General features: G+C 62.5%; 13 protein-coding genes. 7 read left to right on the plus strand and 6 right to left on the minus strand.

Annotated features, from left to right (window positions below; translation table 11 throughout):
* Window positions 1–327 precede the first annotated feature (327 nt).
* On the minus strand, window positions 328–1,356 hold the full coding sequence (locus A7X77_RS24380; RefSeq protein ID WP_197486887.1) for a flagellar biosynthetic protein FliO: 1,029 nt from the start codon (window positions 1,354–1,356) through the stop codon (window positions 328–330).
* Window positions 1,357–1,660: 304 nt separating this feature from the next.
* Between A7X77_RS24380 and cckA the strand changes: the two genes are divergently transcribed.
* Both cckA and A7X77_RS24390 read left to right on the plus strand, forming a co-directional pair.
* Window positions 1,661–4,264, plus strand: coding sequence for a cell cycle histidine kinase CckA (cckA, locus tag A7X77_RS24385; protein WP_064685410.1), 2,604 nt, complete (start codon window positions 1,661–1,663; stop codon window positions 4,262–4,264).
* Between the two features lie 230 nt (window positions 4,265–4,494).
* The gene (locus A7X77_RS24390) at window positions 4,495–4,998 is read left to right on the plus strand and encodes an AAA family ATPase (RefSeq protein WP_064685411.1); all 504 of its coding nucleotides are present in this window, start codon (window positions 4,495–4,497) and stop codon (window positions 4,996–4,998) included.
* 155 nt (window positions 4,999–5,153) lie between these two features.
* Here A7X77_RS24390 and A7X77_RS24395 read toward each other — a convergent pair whose 3' ends face one another.
* Together A7X77_RS24395 and A7X77_RS24400 are read right to left on the minus strand one after the other, a co-directional pair.
* Window positions 5,154–6,080, minus strand: coding sequence for a pseudouridine-5'-phosphate glycosidase (locus tag A7X77_RS24395; RefSeq protein ID WP_064685492.1), 927 nt, complete (start codon window positions 6,078–6,080; stop codon window positions 5,154–5,156).
* Between the two features lie 89 nt (window positions 6,081–6,169).
* Complete coding sequence (locus A7X77_RS24400; protein WP_064685412.1) at window positions 6,170–7,114, minus strand: carbohydrate kinase family protein; 945 nt, start codon at window positions 7,112–7,114, stop codon at window positions 6,170–6,172.
* Between the two features lie 229 nt (window positions 7,115–7,343).
* On the opposite strand from A7X77_RS24400, the gene recA reads away from it, so the two are divergent.
* The 3 genes from recA (at window position 7,344) to A7X77_RS24415 (ending at window position 12,464) form a co-directional block, all read left to right on the plus strand.
* On the plus strand, window positions 7,344–8,432 hold the full coding sequence (recA, locus tag A7X77_RS24405) for a recombinase RecA (protein ID WP_064685493.1): 1,089 nt from the start codon (window positions 7,344–7,346) through the stop codon (window positions 8,430–8,432).
* A gap of 154 nt (window positions 8,433–8,586) precedes the next feature.
* Window positions 8,587–11,241, plus strand: a complete 2,655-nt coding sequence (gene alaS / locus A7X77_RS24410) for an alanine--tRNA ligase (protein WP_064685413.1) — start codon at window positions 8,587–8,589, stop codon at window positions 11,239–11,241.
* Window positions 11,242–11,612: 371 nt separating this feature from the next.
* A complete protein-coding gene (locus tag A7X77_RS24415; protein WP_064685414.1) occupies window positions 11,613–12,464 on the plus strand; it encodes an AraC family transcriptional regulator in 852 nt (283 codons plus the stop codon).
* 52 nt (window positions 12,465–12,516) lie between these two features.
* Here A7X77_RS24415 and A7X77_RS24420 read toward each other — a convergent pair whose 3' ends face one another.
* From A7X77_RS24420 to A7X77_RS24430, 3 genes are all read right to left on the minus strand, one after another.
* Complete coding sequence (locus A7X77_RS24420) at window positions 12,517–13,143, minus strand: glutathione S-transferase family protein (protein WP_064685415.1); 627 nt, start codon at window positions 13,141–13,143, stop codon at window positions 12,517–12,519.
* Window positions 13,144–13,229: 86 nt separating this feature from the next.
* Window positions 13,230–13,676: a GNAT family N-acetyltransferase gene (locus A7X77_RS24425; protein ID WP_064685416.1), complete on the minus strand. Its 447-nt coding sequence runs from the start codon at window positions 13,674–13,676 to the stop codon at window positions 13,230–13,232.
* A gap of 69 nt (window positions 13,677–13,745) precedes the next feature.
* Window positions 13,746–14,957 carry an NADP-dependent isocitrate dehydrogenase gene (locus tag A7X77_RS24430; protein WP_064685417.1) on the minus strand — a complete coding sequence of 404 codons (1,212 nt, stop codon included), beginning with the start codon at window positions 14,955–14,957 and terminating at the stop codon, window positions 13,746–13,748.
* 188 nt (window positions 14,958–15,145) lie between these two features.
* Here A7X77_RS24430 and A7X77_RS24435 point away from each other — a divergent pair, with 188 nt between their 5' ends.
* Window positions 15,146–15,673, plus strand: a complete 528-nt coding sequence (locus tag A7X77_RS24435; RefSeq protein ID WP_064685418.1) for a hypothetical protein — start codon at window positions 15,146–15,148, stop codon at window positions 15,671–15,673.
* Window positions 15,674–15,770: 97 nt separating this feature from the next.
* Entirely contained in the window at window positions 15,771–17,810 is a 2,040-nt protein-coding gene (locus A7X77_RS24440) for an FUSC family protein (RefSeq protein WP_197486888.1), read from the plus strand.

Below are 17,810 nucleotides of genomic sequence, written 5' to 3' on the forward strand. Positions count from 1 at the left end.
GCTGAAGAGCTGAGCAGCGGAGCTGCACATGGCACAGTGTAACAATGCCAAACCGGTCTCTCGCCACCACCCGATGAACATGGTCGCATGCCGCCAGCGTCTCGCGTTGCGGCAGTACGGGTGAAACTGGGGTGAGACCGGTATTTACTTAGGCAAAGTGTGACCTCGATGCGCCAAAGCTCTTCGCGTCCATTGATAACAAATGATCGACGCGGTGGGGAGGCCCGAAGAGTTCGAGGACCGAGAAGCCGCGGCACTGCGGCATTTTTGCAACTTCATGATGAGATCGCGAATGCGTGCAACCGTGCCTCCGCCCGTGCGGCTCAATCACTTGTCGCGGTTGACGCTCATCTCGCCAAAAATGCGGGCAACTTCCTTCTGCAGCTCCGTATCGGTGCCGGTGATCGGGGCAAGCTCGGGATCGCGGCGCGGCAGGTTGGCGGGCTGCGGCGCTGCCTGGCGCGAGGTCTGGTTTGCCGGGGTCGGCACAATGCGCTCGGCCGTTAGATTGTTCGCCATTTCCTGTTCCAGCACTCGCTGGAAATCACGGCGAATCGCCGCTGCCGATTGCGCAGCCGCTTCATCCACGGGCGTCGCGGGTGCGGTGCGCGGCGCCGGCATGTCGGGGGCGGAGACATCGGGATCGATGCGCTGCTGCGGCAGCACACGCTGGCGGGCGGCGTCAAGGATTTCGGCGGCGCTCGCCGTATCGTGATAGGGTGCGGGCTGCGCGACCGGCGGGGCAACCGGTTGTTCCGGCGGACGCGGCTGGGGCGGAGCCGGGCGCGGAGAATGGTCGCGTTCGGCCGACAGCGGAGCCGTCGCCGGCTCCGCCGGAAGCGGGCTGGTGGCCACCGGCGGCGGCACTGCCGGCTGCGCCGGCGGTTCGGGGCGCGGGCGCGGCTCCGGCGGGGCTGCGGCCGCGAAGGCGGGCTCGACGGGCGGCTCGGTACGGGCGGCAAGTGGCGGACGGCTTACGGAAACGGGCGGTGTTTCGGGGCGCGGGACGGTTGCCGGCCGCTCCGCCGCCGGCTCTGGCCGTTTGACGCTTTCGGGCTGTTCGGCCGCCTCGGCCAGGATGCGGCTTTCGATGACGATGTCGGTCGGACCGCCGATCATAATCAGATGTTCGACGTCGTCACGGCGCACCAGCACCAGCCGGCGGCGGGTATCGACGGCTGCCGCATCCAGCACCTGCAGGCGGGGCTGACGGTTGCGGCCGCCGCGCACGAAGGGCGAGGGGGCGCGGCTTCGAATCAGCCAGAGCGCCAGAATGAGCAGGAGAAGCGCCAGGCCGACGCCACCGGCCGCAAGCAGGAAACGGCTGCCGTAAGCTCCGACAAGATCATCGAACATAGTCACTCACTCCATTTCGCATTCGGCACATATTGACGACTTTTCCGTTCCTTAAACAAGGGCCGAAGGTCCTGTCCAGTGACGCACGAAGGCGATTTCCTACTGTGCCGGATGACGGCTGCCGTCTTGCGCAGGGGCAGCCGCGGCGGCTCGACAGGCAGATGGCGCTCTAGCCTGTGAATTCAAGCAGTCTTGCCGGTGACCGGTGTTTTTGCCGGCGTGGCAAATTGCTAAGAAGGAAAGAGTGCCTGATTCCTGCTTCGTGTTCGTGCTATGAAATGGGAAGGGCGTATGCGAGGAATACATGACGAAACCGCGTCAGGCCGACGACTATAACGCACCGCTTGTGGATCGTGGGGGGCGTTCTGGCACGGTTTTGCGCATCCTTCTGTTGGCGCTCGTGCTGATCGCGGCAGCCGGCGCCTTCGTCGTCTTCAAAAGATCACTCGACAACGAGATGGTGCTCGGTGGCCTCGGCGTACTCGCCATGGTCGGCATCTTCTTCCTGGTCTCCTCGGTCATCGGCTTCATCGAGGTGATGCCGCAGCACCAGTCCGACAGCCTGGCGCGCGCCTTTCTCAACAGCCATCCGGACGGCACGCTGATCACCGACGACAAGGGACGGATCATTTATGCCAACGCTGCCTACGGCGCGCTGACCGGCGCGCGCAAGGCGACCGAGGTGCAGACGCTTGAAACGCTGCTGTCGCGCCATCGCGAGTCGAACGAGGCGCTCTACCGGCTGGTCAACGGTCTGCGGGAGGGCAAGGAGGGCCGTGAGGAATTCCGTCTGCTGCGCGCCGTCGGCCCCGGCTCCAACAGCTCGGGCGCGCATTGGTACCGGCTGAAGGCGCGGCTGCTGCATCAGGAGGATAATGGCGGCAAGCCGCTGCAGATCTGGCAGATCACCGACATCACCGCCGAACGCGACGATCAGGAGCGATTCTTCAAGGAGCTGCAGAACGCGATCGACTATCTCGATCACGCACCCGCCGGCTTCTTCTCCGCCGGCCGCAAGGGCGAAATCTTCTACCTGAATGCGACGCTCGCCGAGTGGCTGGGCCTCGACCTGACCAAGTTCCTGCCGGGTTCGATGTCTATCGGCGACCTGGTGGCGGGCGAGGGGCTGGCACTGATCCAGTCGGTGCAGGCCGAACCCGGCCTGAAGAAGACCGTGACGCTCGATCTCGATTTGCGCAAGACCAACGGCCAGAGCCTGCCGGTGCAGATCATCCACAGCGTCACCTCGATGCGCGACGGCGCGCCCGGCGAAAGCCGGACGATCGTGCTGGCGCGCGAAAAGAGCAGCGAGAGCGGCCAGTCCGCTTCGGCCGCTGCCATGCGCTTTACGCGCTTCTTCAACAACACGCCGATGGCGATCGCCTCGGTTGATGGCGAAGGCCGCATTCTGCGCACCAATGCGCCGTTCCTGAAGCTGTTTTCCGGCGTCGTGTCGCGCGACGATCTCGAGAAATCACCCTCTCTCGAAACCATCGTGCAGGAGAGCGACCGGCCGCAGCTGGCCGCGGCGCTGGCGGCGGCCAAGGACCGCCAGGGCGACATCGCGCCGCTCGACACCCGCACGCCGACCGACGAGGCGCGCTATTTCCGCTTCTATGTCAATGCCGTCATCGATCAGAGCGACGAGGCGCCGGAAGAGGCGGCAATCGTCTATGCTGTCGAGGTGACCGAGCAGAAGGCACTGGAAGCGCAGATGGCGCAGACGCAGAAAATGAACGCAGTCGGAACGCTCGCCGGCGGCATCGCGCACGATTTCAACAATGTGCTAACAGCGATCCTGCTGTCGTCCGACCATCTGCTGCTGCAGGCACGTCCTTCCGATGCGAGCTTCGCCGACCTGATGGAGATCAAGCGCAACGCCAATCGCGCCGCCGTGCTAGTGCGCCAGCTGCTTGCCTTCTCGCGCAAGCAAACGATGCGGCCCTCGGTGCTGAACCTGACGGATGTGGTCGGCGACCTGCGCATGCTGGTCGACCGGCTGCTCTCCGGCACCAACGTCAAGCTCGACGTGCAATATGGCCGGGATCTGTGGCCTGTCAAAACCGACCTGTCGCAGTTCGAGCAGGTGCTGATCAATCTCTGTGTCAATGCGCGCGATGCCATGCCTGATGGCGGCACGCTGACGCTGCGCACCCGCAATCTGACGGCAGCCGAGGTCTCCGCCTTCAACTATTCCTACATGCCCGCCGAGGACATGGTGCTGGTCGAGGTCACCGATACCGGCACCGGCATCGCGCCTGAGATCATGGACAAGATCTTCGAACCCTTTTTCACCACCAAGGATGTCGGCAAAGGCACCGGGCTTGGGCTTGCCATGGTCTATGGCATCGTCAAGCAATCGGGCGGCTACATCCAACCGGAATCCGAAGTCGGCAAAGGCACGACCTTCCGCGTTTTCCTGCCGCGCCATATCCCAGAGCCGGCGGTTGCCGCCGAAGCCGGCGCGATCGACAGCGCCATTGCCGCAGTCGGCACGCCCCCTGAGGCGCCTGCCGCGCAGCAGCCCGAGGACCTGACAGGCTCGGCCGTCGTTCTTCTCGTCGAGGACGAGGAGGCAGTGCGCCGGGGCGGTAAGCGGATGCTGGAAACGCGCGGCTACACCGTGCATGAGGCGGGCTCGGGCGTCGAGGCGCTGAGCATCATGGAAGAGCTCGAGGGCAAGGTCGACATCGTCGTTTCCGACGTCGTGATGCCCGAAATGGACGGCCCGACGCTGCTGCGTGAGCTGCGCAAGTACTATCCCGACCTGAAATTCATATTCGTCTCCGGCTATGCCGAGGATGCTTTTGCCCGCAACCTGCCGCCGGATGCGAAATTCGGCTTCCTGCCGAAGCCGTTTTCGCTGAAGCAGCTGGCTGTGGTGGTCAAGGAGACGCTGGATAGTTAGCAGCTGGGCCGTGAATATCAACTGAGTGGCTGAGAGGGGGTAAGCGGGCTAGACGATGTCGTTGAGCCCATCAATGCGCTCCATCTTGATCCCTGAGCGGAGCGGTCCTATAAGACAGACCATGGCAACACACCTCTGATTGGCCGCGCCTTGCGGCATTGAGCGACGCGCAGTCCTGCACGACACCGCGGGGCCACTGCCACTTGCCAACCAAGATCAGAGATTTTCCAATGCCCACACTTTACCTCACTTGCGGTCTTCCCGGTTCAGGGAAGACGTCGCTCGCCAGCATTATCGAACATGAAGCATCTGCCCTTCGTCTGACCGGAGACGACTGGATGCACAAGCTTTACCCCGGCATCTCTACTCCAGAAGCAGAAACCGGTCCGTGCCGAGGTAGAGTCGAGAGCTTACAATGGCAGATCGCTCTGCGTGCCATCAGGCTTCAGTGTAACGTTGTGGTGGATTGGGGCGTATGGTCACGGGCAGAACGCGACGCCTGCCGGAACGAAGCTCGCGCGGCTGGTGCCCTGGTCGTTCTCTGCTTCCTCGACGTTCCCTTTGATGAGCTTTGGGACCGGGTCTCGCGACGAAACGCCGAGCTTCCAGTCGGCGCGTTCGAGATCTCGCGGCCGGACCTGCTTAGGTGGTCGAAGCTGTTCGAGCCGCCAACTGCCGAGGAGTTGGCGCTTTACGATCGGCAAAGCTATCCAGCCGTCACCGCCCTTACCTGATACGCCACACCCCCTGGCCCGCCACCCATCTCCCCACGGGCTGCGGCGCGGGAGGAGCAAGCTCGATCTCCCGGTTTAGGAAGATGGCCGGCGGGCCATGGGTGCATCACGGCAGAACAATTGTTGCGGGATGGGCCGGCGAAGCCGATAATCCCTTATTCCCCGAGCGCCACGGCAATCTCCGCCGCCAGCCGCGCATTGTTCTCGACAAGCGCAATATTCGTCTTCAGACTCTGGCCGTCCGTCAGATCGAAGATCGTCGAGAGCAGATAGGGGGTCACCGCCTTGCCGGTCACTTCGTCGCGCTCGGCGCTGTCGAGTGCGCGCTCGATATAGATCTCCATCTCTTCGCGCGGGATCTCGTCGGCCTCGGGCACCGGATTGGCGATCAGCATGCCGCCATTGATGCCGAGCTGCTCGCGCACCGTCTGGAAGTTGGCGATGGCCGCCGGGCTGTTCAGCGACAGCGGGCTGCGAAGCCCCGAGGAGCGCGACCAGAAGGCGGGGAATTCTTCGCTCTCATAGGTGACGACGGGCACGCCGCGGGTTTCCAGCACTTCCAGCGTCTTCGGAATGTCGAGAATTGCCTTGGCGCCGGCGCAGACGACGATGACGCCGGTGCGGGCCAGTTCCTCGAGATCGGCCGAGATATCGAAGCTTTCCTCGGCGCCGCGGTGCACGCCGCCAATGCCGCCTGTGGCAAAGACGCGGATGCCGGCGCGCGCCGCCGCGATCATCGTCGCTGCGACCGTGGTGGCGCCGGTGCGGCGCTCGGCGATCGCAAAGGCGAGATCGGCGCGCGACACCTTCATCACGTCGGTCGCCTTGGCGAGCTGCTCCAGTTCGCCGGCTTCAAGGCCGATATGCAGCGTGCCGTGAATGACGGCGATCGTTGCCGGTACGGCACCCTGTTCGCGAATGATCGCCTCGACGCTGCGGGCCATCTCGATATTGCCGGGATAGGGCATGCCGTGGGTGATGATGGTCGATTCCAACGCCACCAACGGCGCGCCGCGCTGCTTGGCGCTGGCGACCTCCTTCGAATAGGCGATCGGCAGAAGAGGGGAGATGGGCTGGGTCATAATCTTGTCCTGTCGTCGATAGAGCATGATGCCAAATGTGTCGGCGGTTTTTCCGACGACATAATGCTCGACAATTTCATTTGGCCGCTTCAATGCAGAATTCTGATCTGGGGAACAAGGGCAAGCGCCTCATTCAGCAGATCCGGCGTCAGATTTTCGTTGACGGCATGCGGCGACTGCACAGTCAGCGCTGCGGCCGCGGTGCCGTGGCGGATAGCTTCCTCAAGCGGCAGGCCGCGCATCAAGGCGGCGAGCGTGCCGGCGGCAAGGGAATCGCCGGCGCCGGTCACATCGGCGAGGGTCTCGGCGATCGGCGGCTGCAACGTCACGGCGCGGCCGTCGTAAAACGCCACCAACTCGCGCTGGCCGCGGGTGACGACGGCGCTTCGGATGCCGATCTCGTTCAGAAGCGGCGGCCAGCCGCCGGCGTCTTCCGGCCGCTCACCGATAAGGGCTGCCGCTTCGGCCTCGTTCAGGAACAGGTAGTCGATATCCGCGATGCAGGATTTCAGCCTGACGACCTTGGCCGGCGAAATGGCGATCGCCGCGACGGGCTTGGCCAGCGACCGTGCCTTGGCGACGATTGCAGCGATCGTCTCTTCCGGCAGATTGGCATCGAAAAGAATGAGATCATGCGCGGCGAAGGCTTCGCGCACCCAGCGGATGGAAAGACGCCGCGGCACGAAGAAGCGGTAGAGATCCATGTCGGCAAGGGCAATCACCAGGTTGCCGTCCCTCTCGATAATCGCGGTATAGCTCGGTGTCTTGCGGTCGAGAAAGACGAAGGGCCGGTCGTCGATGCCGGCAAAATCGGCGGCTTCGCCGACCATCTCGCCGATGGGATCGCCGCCGCGCGGCGAAATCATCGTCACTTGAAACCCGAGCCTCGCAAGGTTGCGCGCCGCATTGAAGCCGCCGCCGCCCGGCTCCTCGAACCAGGTGCCCGGATTGCTGGCGCCCGGTGCCGTTTCCCCGGAAATGCGGCCGCGCCGGTCGATATGGGCACCGCCGAGAACAAGAATCTTTTTCTTCATTTCAACCGCCTTCCGATGCCCCAAGCGCGAATCGAGACAAAGCCTCCCTGGCGTGGTAACGCCGGCGCATCCGGCCTAAGCCGTTGCTTTGCATCGATAAAACAAATATAGAACACAGGCTGTTTTACCTTTTTCTTTCAATCGTTTGATCGCCTATTGCGAGAGTGGAACAAATGGGGTACAAACTCGACATTGCTTGGGCGGCTTCAATAACCTAAAGGTGGATCAGATGTCTCAGAATTCATTGCGGCTGGTAGAGGACAAATCGGTGGACAAAAGCAAGGCGCTTGAAGCGGCACTCTCACAGATAGAGCGGTCGTTCGGCAAGGGCTCGATCATGAAACTCGGTTCCAACGAGAACGTCATCGAAATCGAGACGATTTCGACGGGTTCGCTTGGGCTCGATATCGCGCTTGGCGTCGGCGGCCTGCCGAAGGGCCGCATCATCGAAATCTACGGGCCGGAAAGCTCGGGCAAGACGACGCTTGCGCTGCAGACCATTGCGGAATCGCAGAAGAAGGGCGGCATCTGCGCCTTTGTCGACGCCGAACATGCGCTCGATCCCGTTTATGCCCGCAAGCTGGGCGTCGATCTCCAAAACCTTCTGATCTCGCAGCCCGATACCGGCGAGCAGGCGCTTGAGATCACCGATACGCTGGTGCGTTCCGGGGCCGTCGACGTTCTGGTCGTCGACTCGGTCGCCGCACTGACGCCGCGCGCCGAAATCGAAGGCGAAATGGGCGACAGCCTTCCCGGCCTGCAGGCACGCCTGATGAGCCAGGCGCTGCGAAAGCTTACCGCCTCGATCTCCAAGTCGAATACCATGGTGATCTTCATCAATCAGATTCGCATGAAGATCGGCGTCATGTTCGGTTCGCCGGAAACGACGACGGGCGGCAATGCGCTGAAATTCTATGCCTCCGTGCGCCTTGACATCCGCCGCATCGGCTCGGTCAAGGAGCGCGAAGAGGTGGTCGGCAACCAGACCCGCGTCAAGGTCGTCAAGAACAAGATGGCGCCTCCCTTCAAGCAGGTCGAATTCGACATCATGTATGGAGAAGGCGTATCGAAGACCGGCGAACTCGTCGATCTCGGCGTCAAAGCCGGAATCGTGGAAAAGTCGGGCGCCTGGTTCTCCTATAACAGCCAGCGTCTCGGCCAGGGCCGCGAAAACGCCAAGACTTTTCTGCGCGACAATCCGGATCTCGCCCGCGAGATCGAACTGGCGCTGCGCCAGAATGCCGGTCTCATCGCCGACCGCTTCCTGCAGAACGGCGGACCGGATGCGGATGACGGCGATGCCGCCGCGGACATGTAAGTCTCGCGCCTGACTCTTATCGGATATCTCCGCCGGCCGCATTCCTGATGAGAATGCGGCCGGTTTTGTTTGTCGGCTGGACAGTGGCGGAGGCGAACGTTAAAAGCCGATGGATTTGTATTTATCTGCCTCCGGCAGCATTGAAGGGCATAAAATGAGCGGCGTGAACGATATCCGGTCGACCTTCCTCGACTATTTCAAGAAGAACGGCCACGAGATCGTTCCGTCGAGCCCGCTCGTGCCGCGCAACGACCCGACGCTGATGTTCACCAATGCCGGCATGGTGCAGTTCAAGAACGTTTTCACCGGCCTGGAAAAGCGTCCTTATACGACGGCGACGACCTCGCAGAAATGCGTGCGCGCCGGCGGCAAGCATAACGACCTCGACAATGTCGGCTATACCGCGCGCCACCTGACCTTCTTCGAAATGCTCGGCAACTTCTCCTTTGGCGACTATTTCAAGGAGAATGCGATCGAGCTTGCCTGGAAGCTCGTGACCGAAGGCTTCGGCCTGCCGAAGCATCGCCTGCTGGTGACCGTCTATTCCGAAGACGAGGAGGCCGCGGAGTTGTGGAAGAAGATCGCCGGTTTTTCCGACGACAAGATCATCCGCATCCCGACCTCCGACAATTTCTGGCAGATGGGCGATACCGGCCCCTGCGGCCCATGCTCTGAAATCTTCATCGACCAGGGTGAGAACGTCTGGGGTGGCCCTCCAGGCTCCCCGGAGGAAGATGGCGACCGGTTCCTGGAGTTCTGGAACCTCGTCTTCATGCAGTTCGAGCAGACCGAGCCCGGCGTTCGCAACCCGCTGCCGCGTCCGTCGATCGATACCGGCATGGGCCTGGAGCGCATGGCCTGTATTCTCCAGGGCGTTCAGAGCGTGTTCGACACCGATCTCTTCCGGACACTGATCGGCGCCATCGAAGATACGATGGGCGTCAAGGCGGAAGGTAGCGCCAGCCATCGGGTCATCGCCGACCACCTGCGCTCCTCGGCCTTCCTGATTGCCGACGGCGTGCTGCCGTCGAATGAGGGCCGCGGTTATGTGCTGCGCCGCATCATGCGCCGCGCCATGCGCCATGCGCAGCTGCTCGGCGCCAAGGAACCGCTGATGTACAAGCTGCTGCCGACGCTGGTGCAGGAGATGGGCCGGGCCTATCCGGAACTGGTACGCGCCGAGGCGCTGATCTCGGAGACGCTGAAGCTCGAGGAAAACCGTTTCCGCAAGACGCTGGAACGCGGCCTGTCGCTGCTGTCGGACGCGACAACGGATCTTTCCAAGGGCGATATGCTGGATGGCGAGACCGCCTTCAAGCTCTACGACACCTATGGTTTCCCGCTCGATCTGACGCAGGATGCACTGCGTGCCCGTGAGATCGGCGTCGACATCTCCGGCTTCACCGATGCCATGCAGCGCCAGAAGGCCGAAGCACGCTCGCACTGGGCGGGTTCCGGCGAAAAGGCGACCGAAACTGTGTGGTTCGAGCTTAGGGAAAAGCATGGCGCGACCGAATTCCTGGGCTACGATACCGAAACGGCTGAGGGTGTGGTGCAGGCGATCGTCAAGGACGGCACGGTTTCGACCGAGGCCAAGGCCGGCGACAAGGTGCAGATCGTCGTCAGCCAGACGCCGTTCTATGGCGAATCCGGCGGCCAGATGGGCGATACCGGTGTGATCTCGTCCGATCACGGCAAGATCGAGATATCGGACACGCAGAAGAGGGGCGAAGGCCTGTTCGTGCATCTGGGTACGGTCATCGAAGGGGTGGTCAAGGATGGCGATGCTGTCGCGTTGACGGTCGATCACGCCCGCCGCTCGCGCCTGCGCGCCAATCATTCGGCGACGCACCTGCTGCATGAGGCGCTGCGCGAAGTGCTGGGTACCCATGTCGCTCAGAAGGGTTCGCTGGTTGCGCCCGAGCGTCTGCGCTTCGACGTTTCGCATCCGAAGCCGATGACGGCTGAAGAGTTGAAGATCGTCGAGGATATGGCAAACGAAATCGTGCTGCAGAATTCGCCGGTCACAACGCGGTTGATGAGCGTCGACGATGCGATCGCCGAAGGCGCGATGGCGCTGTTCGGCGAGAAATACGGCGATGAGGTGCGGGTCGTCTCGATGGGCACAGGCCTTCATGGTGCAAAGAGCAACAAGCCTTACTCGGTCGAGCTTTGCGGCGGCACGCACGTGTCGGCGACTGGCCAGATCGGCCTCGTTCGCATCCTCGGCGAAAGCGCCGTCGGCGCTGGCGTTCGCCGCCTCGAAGCGGTGACCGGCGAATCGGCGCGCGAGTATCTCGCCGAACAGGACGACCGCGTGAAGACGCTTGCCGCCTCGCTGAAGGTGCAGCCGTCAGAAGTTCTCTCGCGAGTCGAAGCGCTAATTGACGAGCGCCGCAAGCTCGAAAAGGAACTGGCCGACGCCAAGCGCAAGCTCGCCATGAGCGGCGGCCAGGGCGGCTCGGGCGATGCCGTGCGCGAAGTCGCCGGCGTCAAGTTCCTCGGCAAATCGATATCGGGCGTCGATCCCAAGGATCTGAAGGGCCTTGCCGATGACGGCAAGACCAGCATCGGCTCCGGCGTGGTCACCCTTATCGGCGTGTCCGATGACGGCAAGGCGAGCGCGGTCGTGGCGGTGACGCCGGATCTCGTCGAGCGTTACAGCGCCGTCGATCTCGTCCGCATCGCCTCGGCAGCCCTCGGCGGCAAGGGCGGCGGCGGCCGTCCCGACATGGCGCAGGCTGGCGGTCCTGATGGATCGAAGGCCGACGAGGCGATCGAGGCCGTGGCTCTGGCGCTCGCCGGCTGAGATGACGGTTGATTCTAAGGCGGAAGCTCGGCTCCCGCCTTAGCTTAGATGTGAACGTTCTTTACTCGGCGTTCTCCCAGACCTCCCTCATTCCTTTCCTCGGTGTTAACCCGAGGGATGTCACAGGAATCCAGTGCGCCAGAGTCCTTGAGCGCGCGAAGGAGTCTTTCTCTTTGGATACTGATTCATTCACCGCGCGGACGCGCCGTGGCTGGATTCCTGTAACGAGCACAGGAATGAGGAAGGAGAGGCGGCCTAGTCGGCAATAGCGACGCTTCTTCTGCCGCGTAGCGTCGGCGCCGGCAAGTCCGCAGGATTTGTCAAATCGGGATATGGTTCTCTGCAGCCGATCGATTTGCACGAGGTTTGACATGAATGGCGAAACGGCATGGGCACTTTATGAAAGCCGTCTGAGACGGGTTTCAGCCTATATTCACGACCACCTCGACGAGGAGCTGAATATGGAGCGCCTGGCTGAGATTGCCTGCCTGTCGAGCTATCACTGGCACAGGATCTACCGGGCGATCTATGGCGAGACGCTGGCGGCCACCGTCAAGCAGCTCAGGCTGCATCGCGCGGCGAGCGAGATCGTCGGCACGGAGCTTGCCGTCAGCGAGATTGCGAAACGATCAGGCTATCCCAATCTCCAATCGTTCAATCGCATTTTCAAGTCGGTCTACGGCATGCCGCCGGCCCGCTATCGGAAAGAGGGAAGCCACACAGCCTTTGAACCCTCACCTGACGGAAAGACCCAAACCATGTTCGACGTTACCATACGTGAGATCGCGCCGACCGAGCTGATCGGCGTCGCCCATACCGGCTCTTATATGCAGATCGGCAAAGCCTTCGAGACATTGTTCGGCACGCTTTACGCCCGCGGCCTCGGCAGGCCCGACATGCGGATGATCGGTGTCTATCTCGACGATCCCGATATCGTGCCGGCCGAACAGCTGCGCTCGATCGCCTGTGTGACCGGCTCCGCCGACGTTCCGGCCGAAGCGCCGTTCGAGCGGCGCAGGGTTGACGGCGGCGACTATGCGGTGCTGCGTCACAAGGGTCCCTATACCGACATGCACAAGGCCTATCAGTGGCTTTATGCGGAATGGCTGCCCAAATCAGGACGGCAGTTGAAGGACAACGTCATGTTCGAGGAATATCCCAACAACCCACGCGACGTGCCGCCAACCGAGCTTCTGACAGAAATCCACATGCCGCTTGCCTGACTTCATGCGAGGACGCGGCCGAGTTGCCGCGTCCTCGATCGTGCCTGAACGCTCAGGCCGCCTGCATCGTCTTGCCGGCCTCGTCATCCAGTGCATTGGCGCGCTTATAGGCTTCCCGCTCGCTGATGCGGCCGAAATAGTCGACGAAGGCCTGGCGTTTCTCGATGGAGCCGAAGCCGAGGCCCCAGCCGATATGCGCGCCGACATAGACGTCGGCGGCAGTGAAGCGCTCGCCGGTGACGTAAGTCGAGCCGGAAACGGCCATTTCGAGCGTGTTCATGACGTCGCCGAAACCGCCGCAGCCGGCCATGCGCAGGCGCTCCGTCGGAATTTCGAAACCGAGCGCCTTCATCGTCACCGCCGATTCCAGCGGACCGGCGGCAAAGAACATCCAGCGGTAATAGGCGGCGCGCTCTTCCGGCTTGGGGCCCAGCCCCTTTTCCGGGAAGGTCTCGGCGAGGTAGGCGCAGATTGCCGCGCATTCGGTGACCACGGTGTTGCCGTGGCGGATCGCCGGCACCTTACCCATCGGGTTGACTGAAAGATATTCCGGCGCCTTCATGGTTTCGCCGAAGGTCAGGAGTTCGGTGCGATAGGGCTGACCGATCTCCTCCAGCATCCAGCGCGCAATGCGCCCGCGTGACATTGGGTTCGTATAGAATACCAATTCTTCGGTCATGACATCCTCCTCCTGTTGCCGTCCTGGCAGGTATTGCCGTCGCCCGGAATCAATAGCGCGGCGAGGTCTTTGTGCAAGTCCGATCGTCAGAGAGCTTTGCGATACTGGATGAAGCCTGAGCGTTCGGCGATCCGGTCGTACAGCCGCCGCGCCGTGGCATTGGTTTCGTGCGTCATCCAGTAGAGCCTGCCGGCGTCGTTTGCGCGCGCGAGATCGGCGACCGCATCGATCAGTGCGGCACCGGTGCCGAGGCCGCGCTGGCTGGTTTCGACGTAGAGATCCTGCAGATAGCAGGTCCATTGCGGCAGCCAGCAGGAACGGTGAAAGATCACATGCACGATGCCGACGAGGCGGCCGTCTTCATCAAAGGCGCCGAGCGCGTGCATCGGTTCGTCAGGATCGTGGAAGCGGTTCCAGGTGAGATCCGTGGTTTCGGCAGGGATGCCCACCTCGTAGAAGCGCTGATACGCCTCCCATAGGGGCTGCCAAGCGGTGCGGTCAGAAGGTTCGAGCGGGCGCACGGTCGCCGTCATCTGCGGTTCTCCAAAATGAAAACGGCGGGGAAATCCCCGCCGTTTCAATGCTATCCCGAAAGGGCTGGCTTACGCCATCGCCTTCTGCAGGTTCTGGTCGATCTTGTCGAGGAAGGCGGTGGTCGAGAGCCACGGCTGGTCGGGGCCGATCAGCAGCGCCAGATCCTTGGTCATGAAGCCGGATTCGACGGTGTCGACGCAGACCTTTTCCAGCGTCGAGGCGAACTTTGCGAGTTCGGCATTGTCGTCGAGCTTGGCGCGGTGCGCGAGGCCGCGGGTCCAGGCGAAGATCGAGGCGATCGAGTTCGTCGAGGTTTCCTGACCCTTCTGGTGCTGGCGGTAGTGGCGGGTGACGGTGCCGTGGGCGGCTTCGGCTTCGACCGTCTTACCATCAGGCGTCAGCAGAACCGAGGTCATCAGGCCGAGCGAGCCGAAGCCCTGGGCGACGGTGTCGGACTGGACGTCGCCGTCATAGTTCTTGCAGGCCCAGACGTAGCCGCCCGACCACTTGAGCGCCGAGGCGACCATGTCGTCGATCAGACGGTGTTCATAGGTGATGCCGGCTTCCTTGAACTGATCCTTGAATTCGGTCTCGTAGACTTCTTCGAAGATGTCTTTGAAGCGGCCGTCATAGGCCTTGAGAATGGTATTCTTGGTCGACAGGTAAACCGGCCACTTGCGCATCAGGCCGTACATCATCGAGGCGCGGGCGAATTCGCGGATCGATTCGTCGAGGTTGTACATGGCCATGGCAACGCCGGCGCCCGGCGCGTTGAAGACCTCCTTCTCGATCACGGTGCCGTCTTCGCCGACGAACTTGATGGTCAGCTTGCCCTTGCCGGGGAATTTGAAATCGGTGGCGCGGTACTGGTCGCCGAAGGCATGGCGGCCGACGACGATCGGCTGCGTCCAGCCGGGAACCAGGCGCGGCACGTTGCGGCAAATGATCGGCTCGCGGAAGATGACGCCGCCGAGGATGTTGCGGATCGTGCCGTTCGGGCTCTTCCACATTTCCTTGAGGTTGAATTCCTTCACGCGGGCTTCATCCGGCGTGATCGTCGCGCACTTGATGCCGACGCCGTACTTCTTGATGGCATTGGCGGCGTCGACGGTGACCTGGTCGTTGGTGGCGTCGCGGTTTTCGACCGAAAGGTCGTAATAGTCGATGTCGAGGTCGAGATACGGATGGATCAGCTTATCCTTGATGAGCTGCCAGATGATGCGCGTCATTTCATCGCCGTCGAGATCGGCGACGGGATTGGCGACCTTGATCTTGTTCATGTATCTGCCTCGTTCGAGCTTGAAGGGGACAAGCGTCCCGGGTGGGTGACGTGATGAGGAGCGCTATAGCATTGTGAACCGGGAACGCAAAGCTGCATCGGCTTTCGCAATGCGTTTTTGCCGCCATTGCCAAACGCTGAAATCTGGCTAGTGTCCGCCTTGATTTGGCCGCCCCGGAACATTCGACCATGAAGACGATCGCCGTTGTTATCGCAGGCCTTATCGCCTTTTCGGGCGCTGCCCATGCGACCGATGCCACCGCTCCCGTGCAGGAGATCATGGACGCGACCAAGAGAAACTGGGCCGACAACAACAGCGACTGGACCGACATTTTCGATGCGAGCCGGCTCGATCGTCTCTACAGCAAGGACTTCGTCACAAGATACCAGGCGGCTGCGCAATTTCCCGCCGTCGACGACGACGGCATATCGCCCTTCGACTACGACGTCATCGTCAACGGCCAGGATGCATGCCCGCTGGAGGATCTGACGATGGCGGCGGCGGCACCGGTCAATGGGACGACCGAGGTAACGGTGCGCTTCAGGAAATCCGCCTGTTCGGACGCGCCCGATACCAAGGACTATACGACCGGTCGCTTCGAGGTGGTCGAGGAGGCCGGCCAGCCGGTGATCGACGATATCGTCACCGAGAATATCGAAACGCAGGGCCACAATTCCCTGAAGGCGACGATGGCGCTGATTGCCAAGGACCAATAGGCGCGCGACATTCGAGAGCGTCGAGACTCGATCTCGGGCGGTTTGCTTTCGCCAGGCATGGCATTATCTGTCGATCCTTCCGCGGCACGAGGGGTTCCTGCATTTGTTTTCCAGCTTTCAGGCTCGCGACTGGCTGCTTGCCAATGATCCGGCGCTTTCGCGCCTGCGCATGGCGCTGCGGGTGACGCTGACGATCGTTGTCTCCTTTTTGGTCCTTCTTGCCGTCCACATGGCAATCCTGCCACTGCCGACCGCGGCCTTCGGCCTCGGCATCGTGCTGTCGATCGAAGGCGGCGTGGCGGTACGCGACAAGGGCAGTTCCCGCCAACTGGTGACGCGGCTTTTCGGTTGTGCCGCCAGCCTTGCTGTCGTCGGCATTGCCATGGGGCTCGAAGATCACCGCTTGCTCTCCGATCTCGTCTTCCTGGTGGTGATCGCGCTTGCATCGGCCGGACGGGTGTTCGGGCCGCGCGGTTTTGCCATCGGCATGTTCGCCTTCACCTCTTATTTCATGGGCGCCTATTTCCGGCCGCAACTCGCCGAACTGCCGGCGGTGGCGATCGGCCCCGTCGTCGCGGTGCTTGTCGGCCATCTGGTGAGGGCGGTGCTGCTGCCCGACGATTGGCGGCGCGACCTGCTGCGCTCGCTCGAAAGCGTCAGTGGCCGGATCAACCAGATCCTCTTCAAGCTCGCCGCCATCGCCGGCGGCGCCGAGATCGGCGAAACCGACCGGCAGGAGCTGCGCCAGCTGGAAGACCGGCTGAAGGAAGTGGTACTGATGGCGGAGACCTTCATCCCGCGCCCGTCGGCCGGCGTTTTTGACGCCGCCGCCGACCCCGCCGCCGAACTGGCGATCCGGCTCTTCGACGCCCATCTCGCGGCCGAAAGTGCGATCGTGCTGAGCTTCCAGAGCCCGCCGCCTTTCGCGCTCGTCCACGCGGTGATCGCAGCCGACAAGGCCGCGCTCGCCACCTATGAAGGGATGGCGGAAGCCGCCAAGGACGCGCCGCAAGGCGAGACGGTGCGGGTGCTGCTCTGGCTCGGCGAGGCGCGGCAGCAACTTACGCAGGCGATCGACACGGGGCGGGCCTCTGGTTTTTCCGGCATCGATACGGACAAGGACACGGCGCAATCCCAGCCGATCGACTTTTCATTCGCCAATCCGCTGCTGCGGTCGGCGCTGCAGATCACGATCGCGTCGGCGATCGCCATGAGCTTCGGGCTGCTCTTATCGCGCGAACGCTGGTTCTGGGCGGTGCTCGCTTCCTTCCTCGTCTTCACCAACACCAATTCGCGCGGCGACACCGCGATGAGGGCGCTGTCGCGCTCGCTCGGGACCGTGTTCGGGATCGCTATCGGCCTTGTGCTGGCAACGCTGATTTCAGGCGAGCCTGAACTCGCCATTCCGGTTGCCGCCGTCTGTACCTTCCTCGCTTTCTATTTTCTGCAGGTTTCCTATGCGACAATGACCTTCTTCATCTCGATCGTGCTCTGCCTGGTTTACGGCATGACGGGCGTGCTGACGCTCGACCTGCTGAAGCTGCGCATCGGCGAGACGATGATCGGGGCGGTGGCCGGAACGGTGGTCGCTTTTATAGTCTTTCCCACGCGCACGCGCGGCGCGCTCGATTCCGCGCTTGCCAGTTGGTTCCAGGCGCTGCGCGATTTGCTTGGCGCCCTCGGCGAGGACAAAAGCGGTTTCGAGCTGATGGCGCAGTCGCAGAAGATCGATGCCTGCTACCGTGACGTAACGGTGGCGGCGCGGCCGCTCGGCTCTTCCTGGTCGGTGGTGACGCGGCCCGGCCAAATCCGGCAGACGTTGGCGATCTTCCTGTCCTGCACCTACTGGGCGCGTATCCTGGCGAAAAATTATGAAGCGCCGGCCGTCGACGACAATCTGAACAGGCTGATCGCGGCGGACCTGGCGCTGATCGACAATGCCGCCCCGCGCGGCTCGAGCTGTTTCCTGATCAAGCGCCAGGCATCGCGGACGACAGGACGACACCTCCCGGTGTCGCGCGAGGGCGCCAGGCTGGGGCTCGAAATGATCGGTTCGGCGCTGGAAAGGCTCTATCCGCAGGCCGACATCTTGCCGTTTGCGGCGGGCGAGGCTATTGCGCGCTCGAAACAAGGATAA

The organism is Rhizobium bangladeshense (assembly GCF_001662075.1).
GTDB classification, from domain to species: Bacteria; Pseudomonadota; Alphaproteobacteria; order Rhizobiales; family Rhizobiaceae; genus Rhizobium; species Rhizobium bangladeshense_B.

Coding starts and splice junctions, on each gene's coding strand:
- A7X77_RS24415 (WP_064685414.1), top strand. CDS start 11,613: ATGAATGGCGAAACGGCATGGGCACTTTATGAAAGCCGTCTGAGACGG.
- A7X77_RS24395 (WP_064685492.1), bottom strand. CDS start 6,080: ATGACCCAGCCCATCTCCCCTCTTCTGCCGATCGCCTATTCGAAGGAG.
- alaS (WP_064685413.1), top strand. CDS start 8,587: ATGAGCGGCGTGAACGATATCCGGTCGACCTTCCTCGACTATTTCAAG.
- recA (WP_064685493.1), top strand. CDS start 7,344: ATGTCTCAGAATTCATTGCGGCTGGTAGAGGACAAATCGGTGGACAAA.
- A7X77_RS24430 (WP_064685417.1), bottom strand. CDS start 14,957: ATGAACAAGATCAAGGTCGCCAATCCCGTCGCCGATCTCGACGGCGAT.
- cckA (WP_064685410.1), top strand. CDS start 1,661: ATGACGAAACCGCGTCAGGCCGACGACTATAACGCACCGCTTGTGGAT.
- A7X77_RS24400 (WP_064685412.1), bottom strand. CDS start 7,114: ATGAAGAAAAAGATTCTTGTTCTCGGCGGTGCCCATATCGACCGGCGC.
- A7X77_RS24435 (WP_064685418.1), top strand. CDS start 15,146: ATGAAGACGATCGCCGTTGTTATCGCAGGCCTTATCGCCTTTTCGGGC.
- A7X77_RS24390 (WP_064685411.1), top strand. CDS start 4,495: ATGCCCACACTTTACCTCACTTGCGGTCTTCCCGGTTCAGGGAAGACG.
- A7X77_RS24380 (WP_197486887.1), bottom strand. CDS start 1,356: ATGTTCGATGATCTTGTCGGAGCTTACGGCAGCCGTTTCCTGCTTGCG.
- A7X77_RS24425 (WP_064685416.1), bottom strand. CDS start 13,676: ATGACGGCGACCGTGCGCCCGCTCGAACCTTCTGACCGCACCGCTTGG.
- A7X77_RS24420 (WP_064685415.1), bottom strand. CDS start 13,143: ATGACCGAAGAATTGGTATTCTATACGAACCCAATGTCACGCGGGCGC.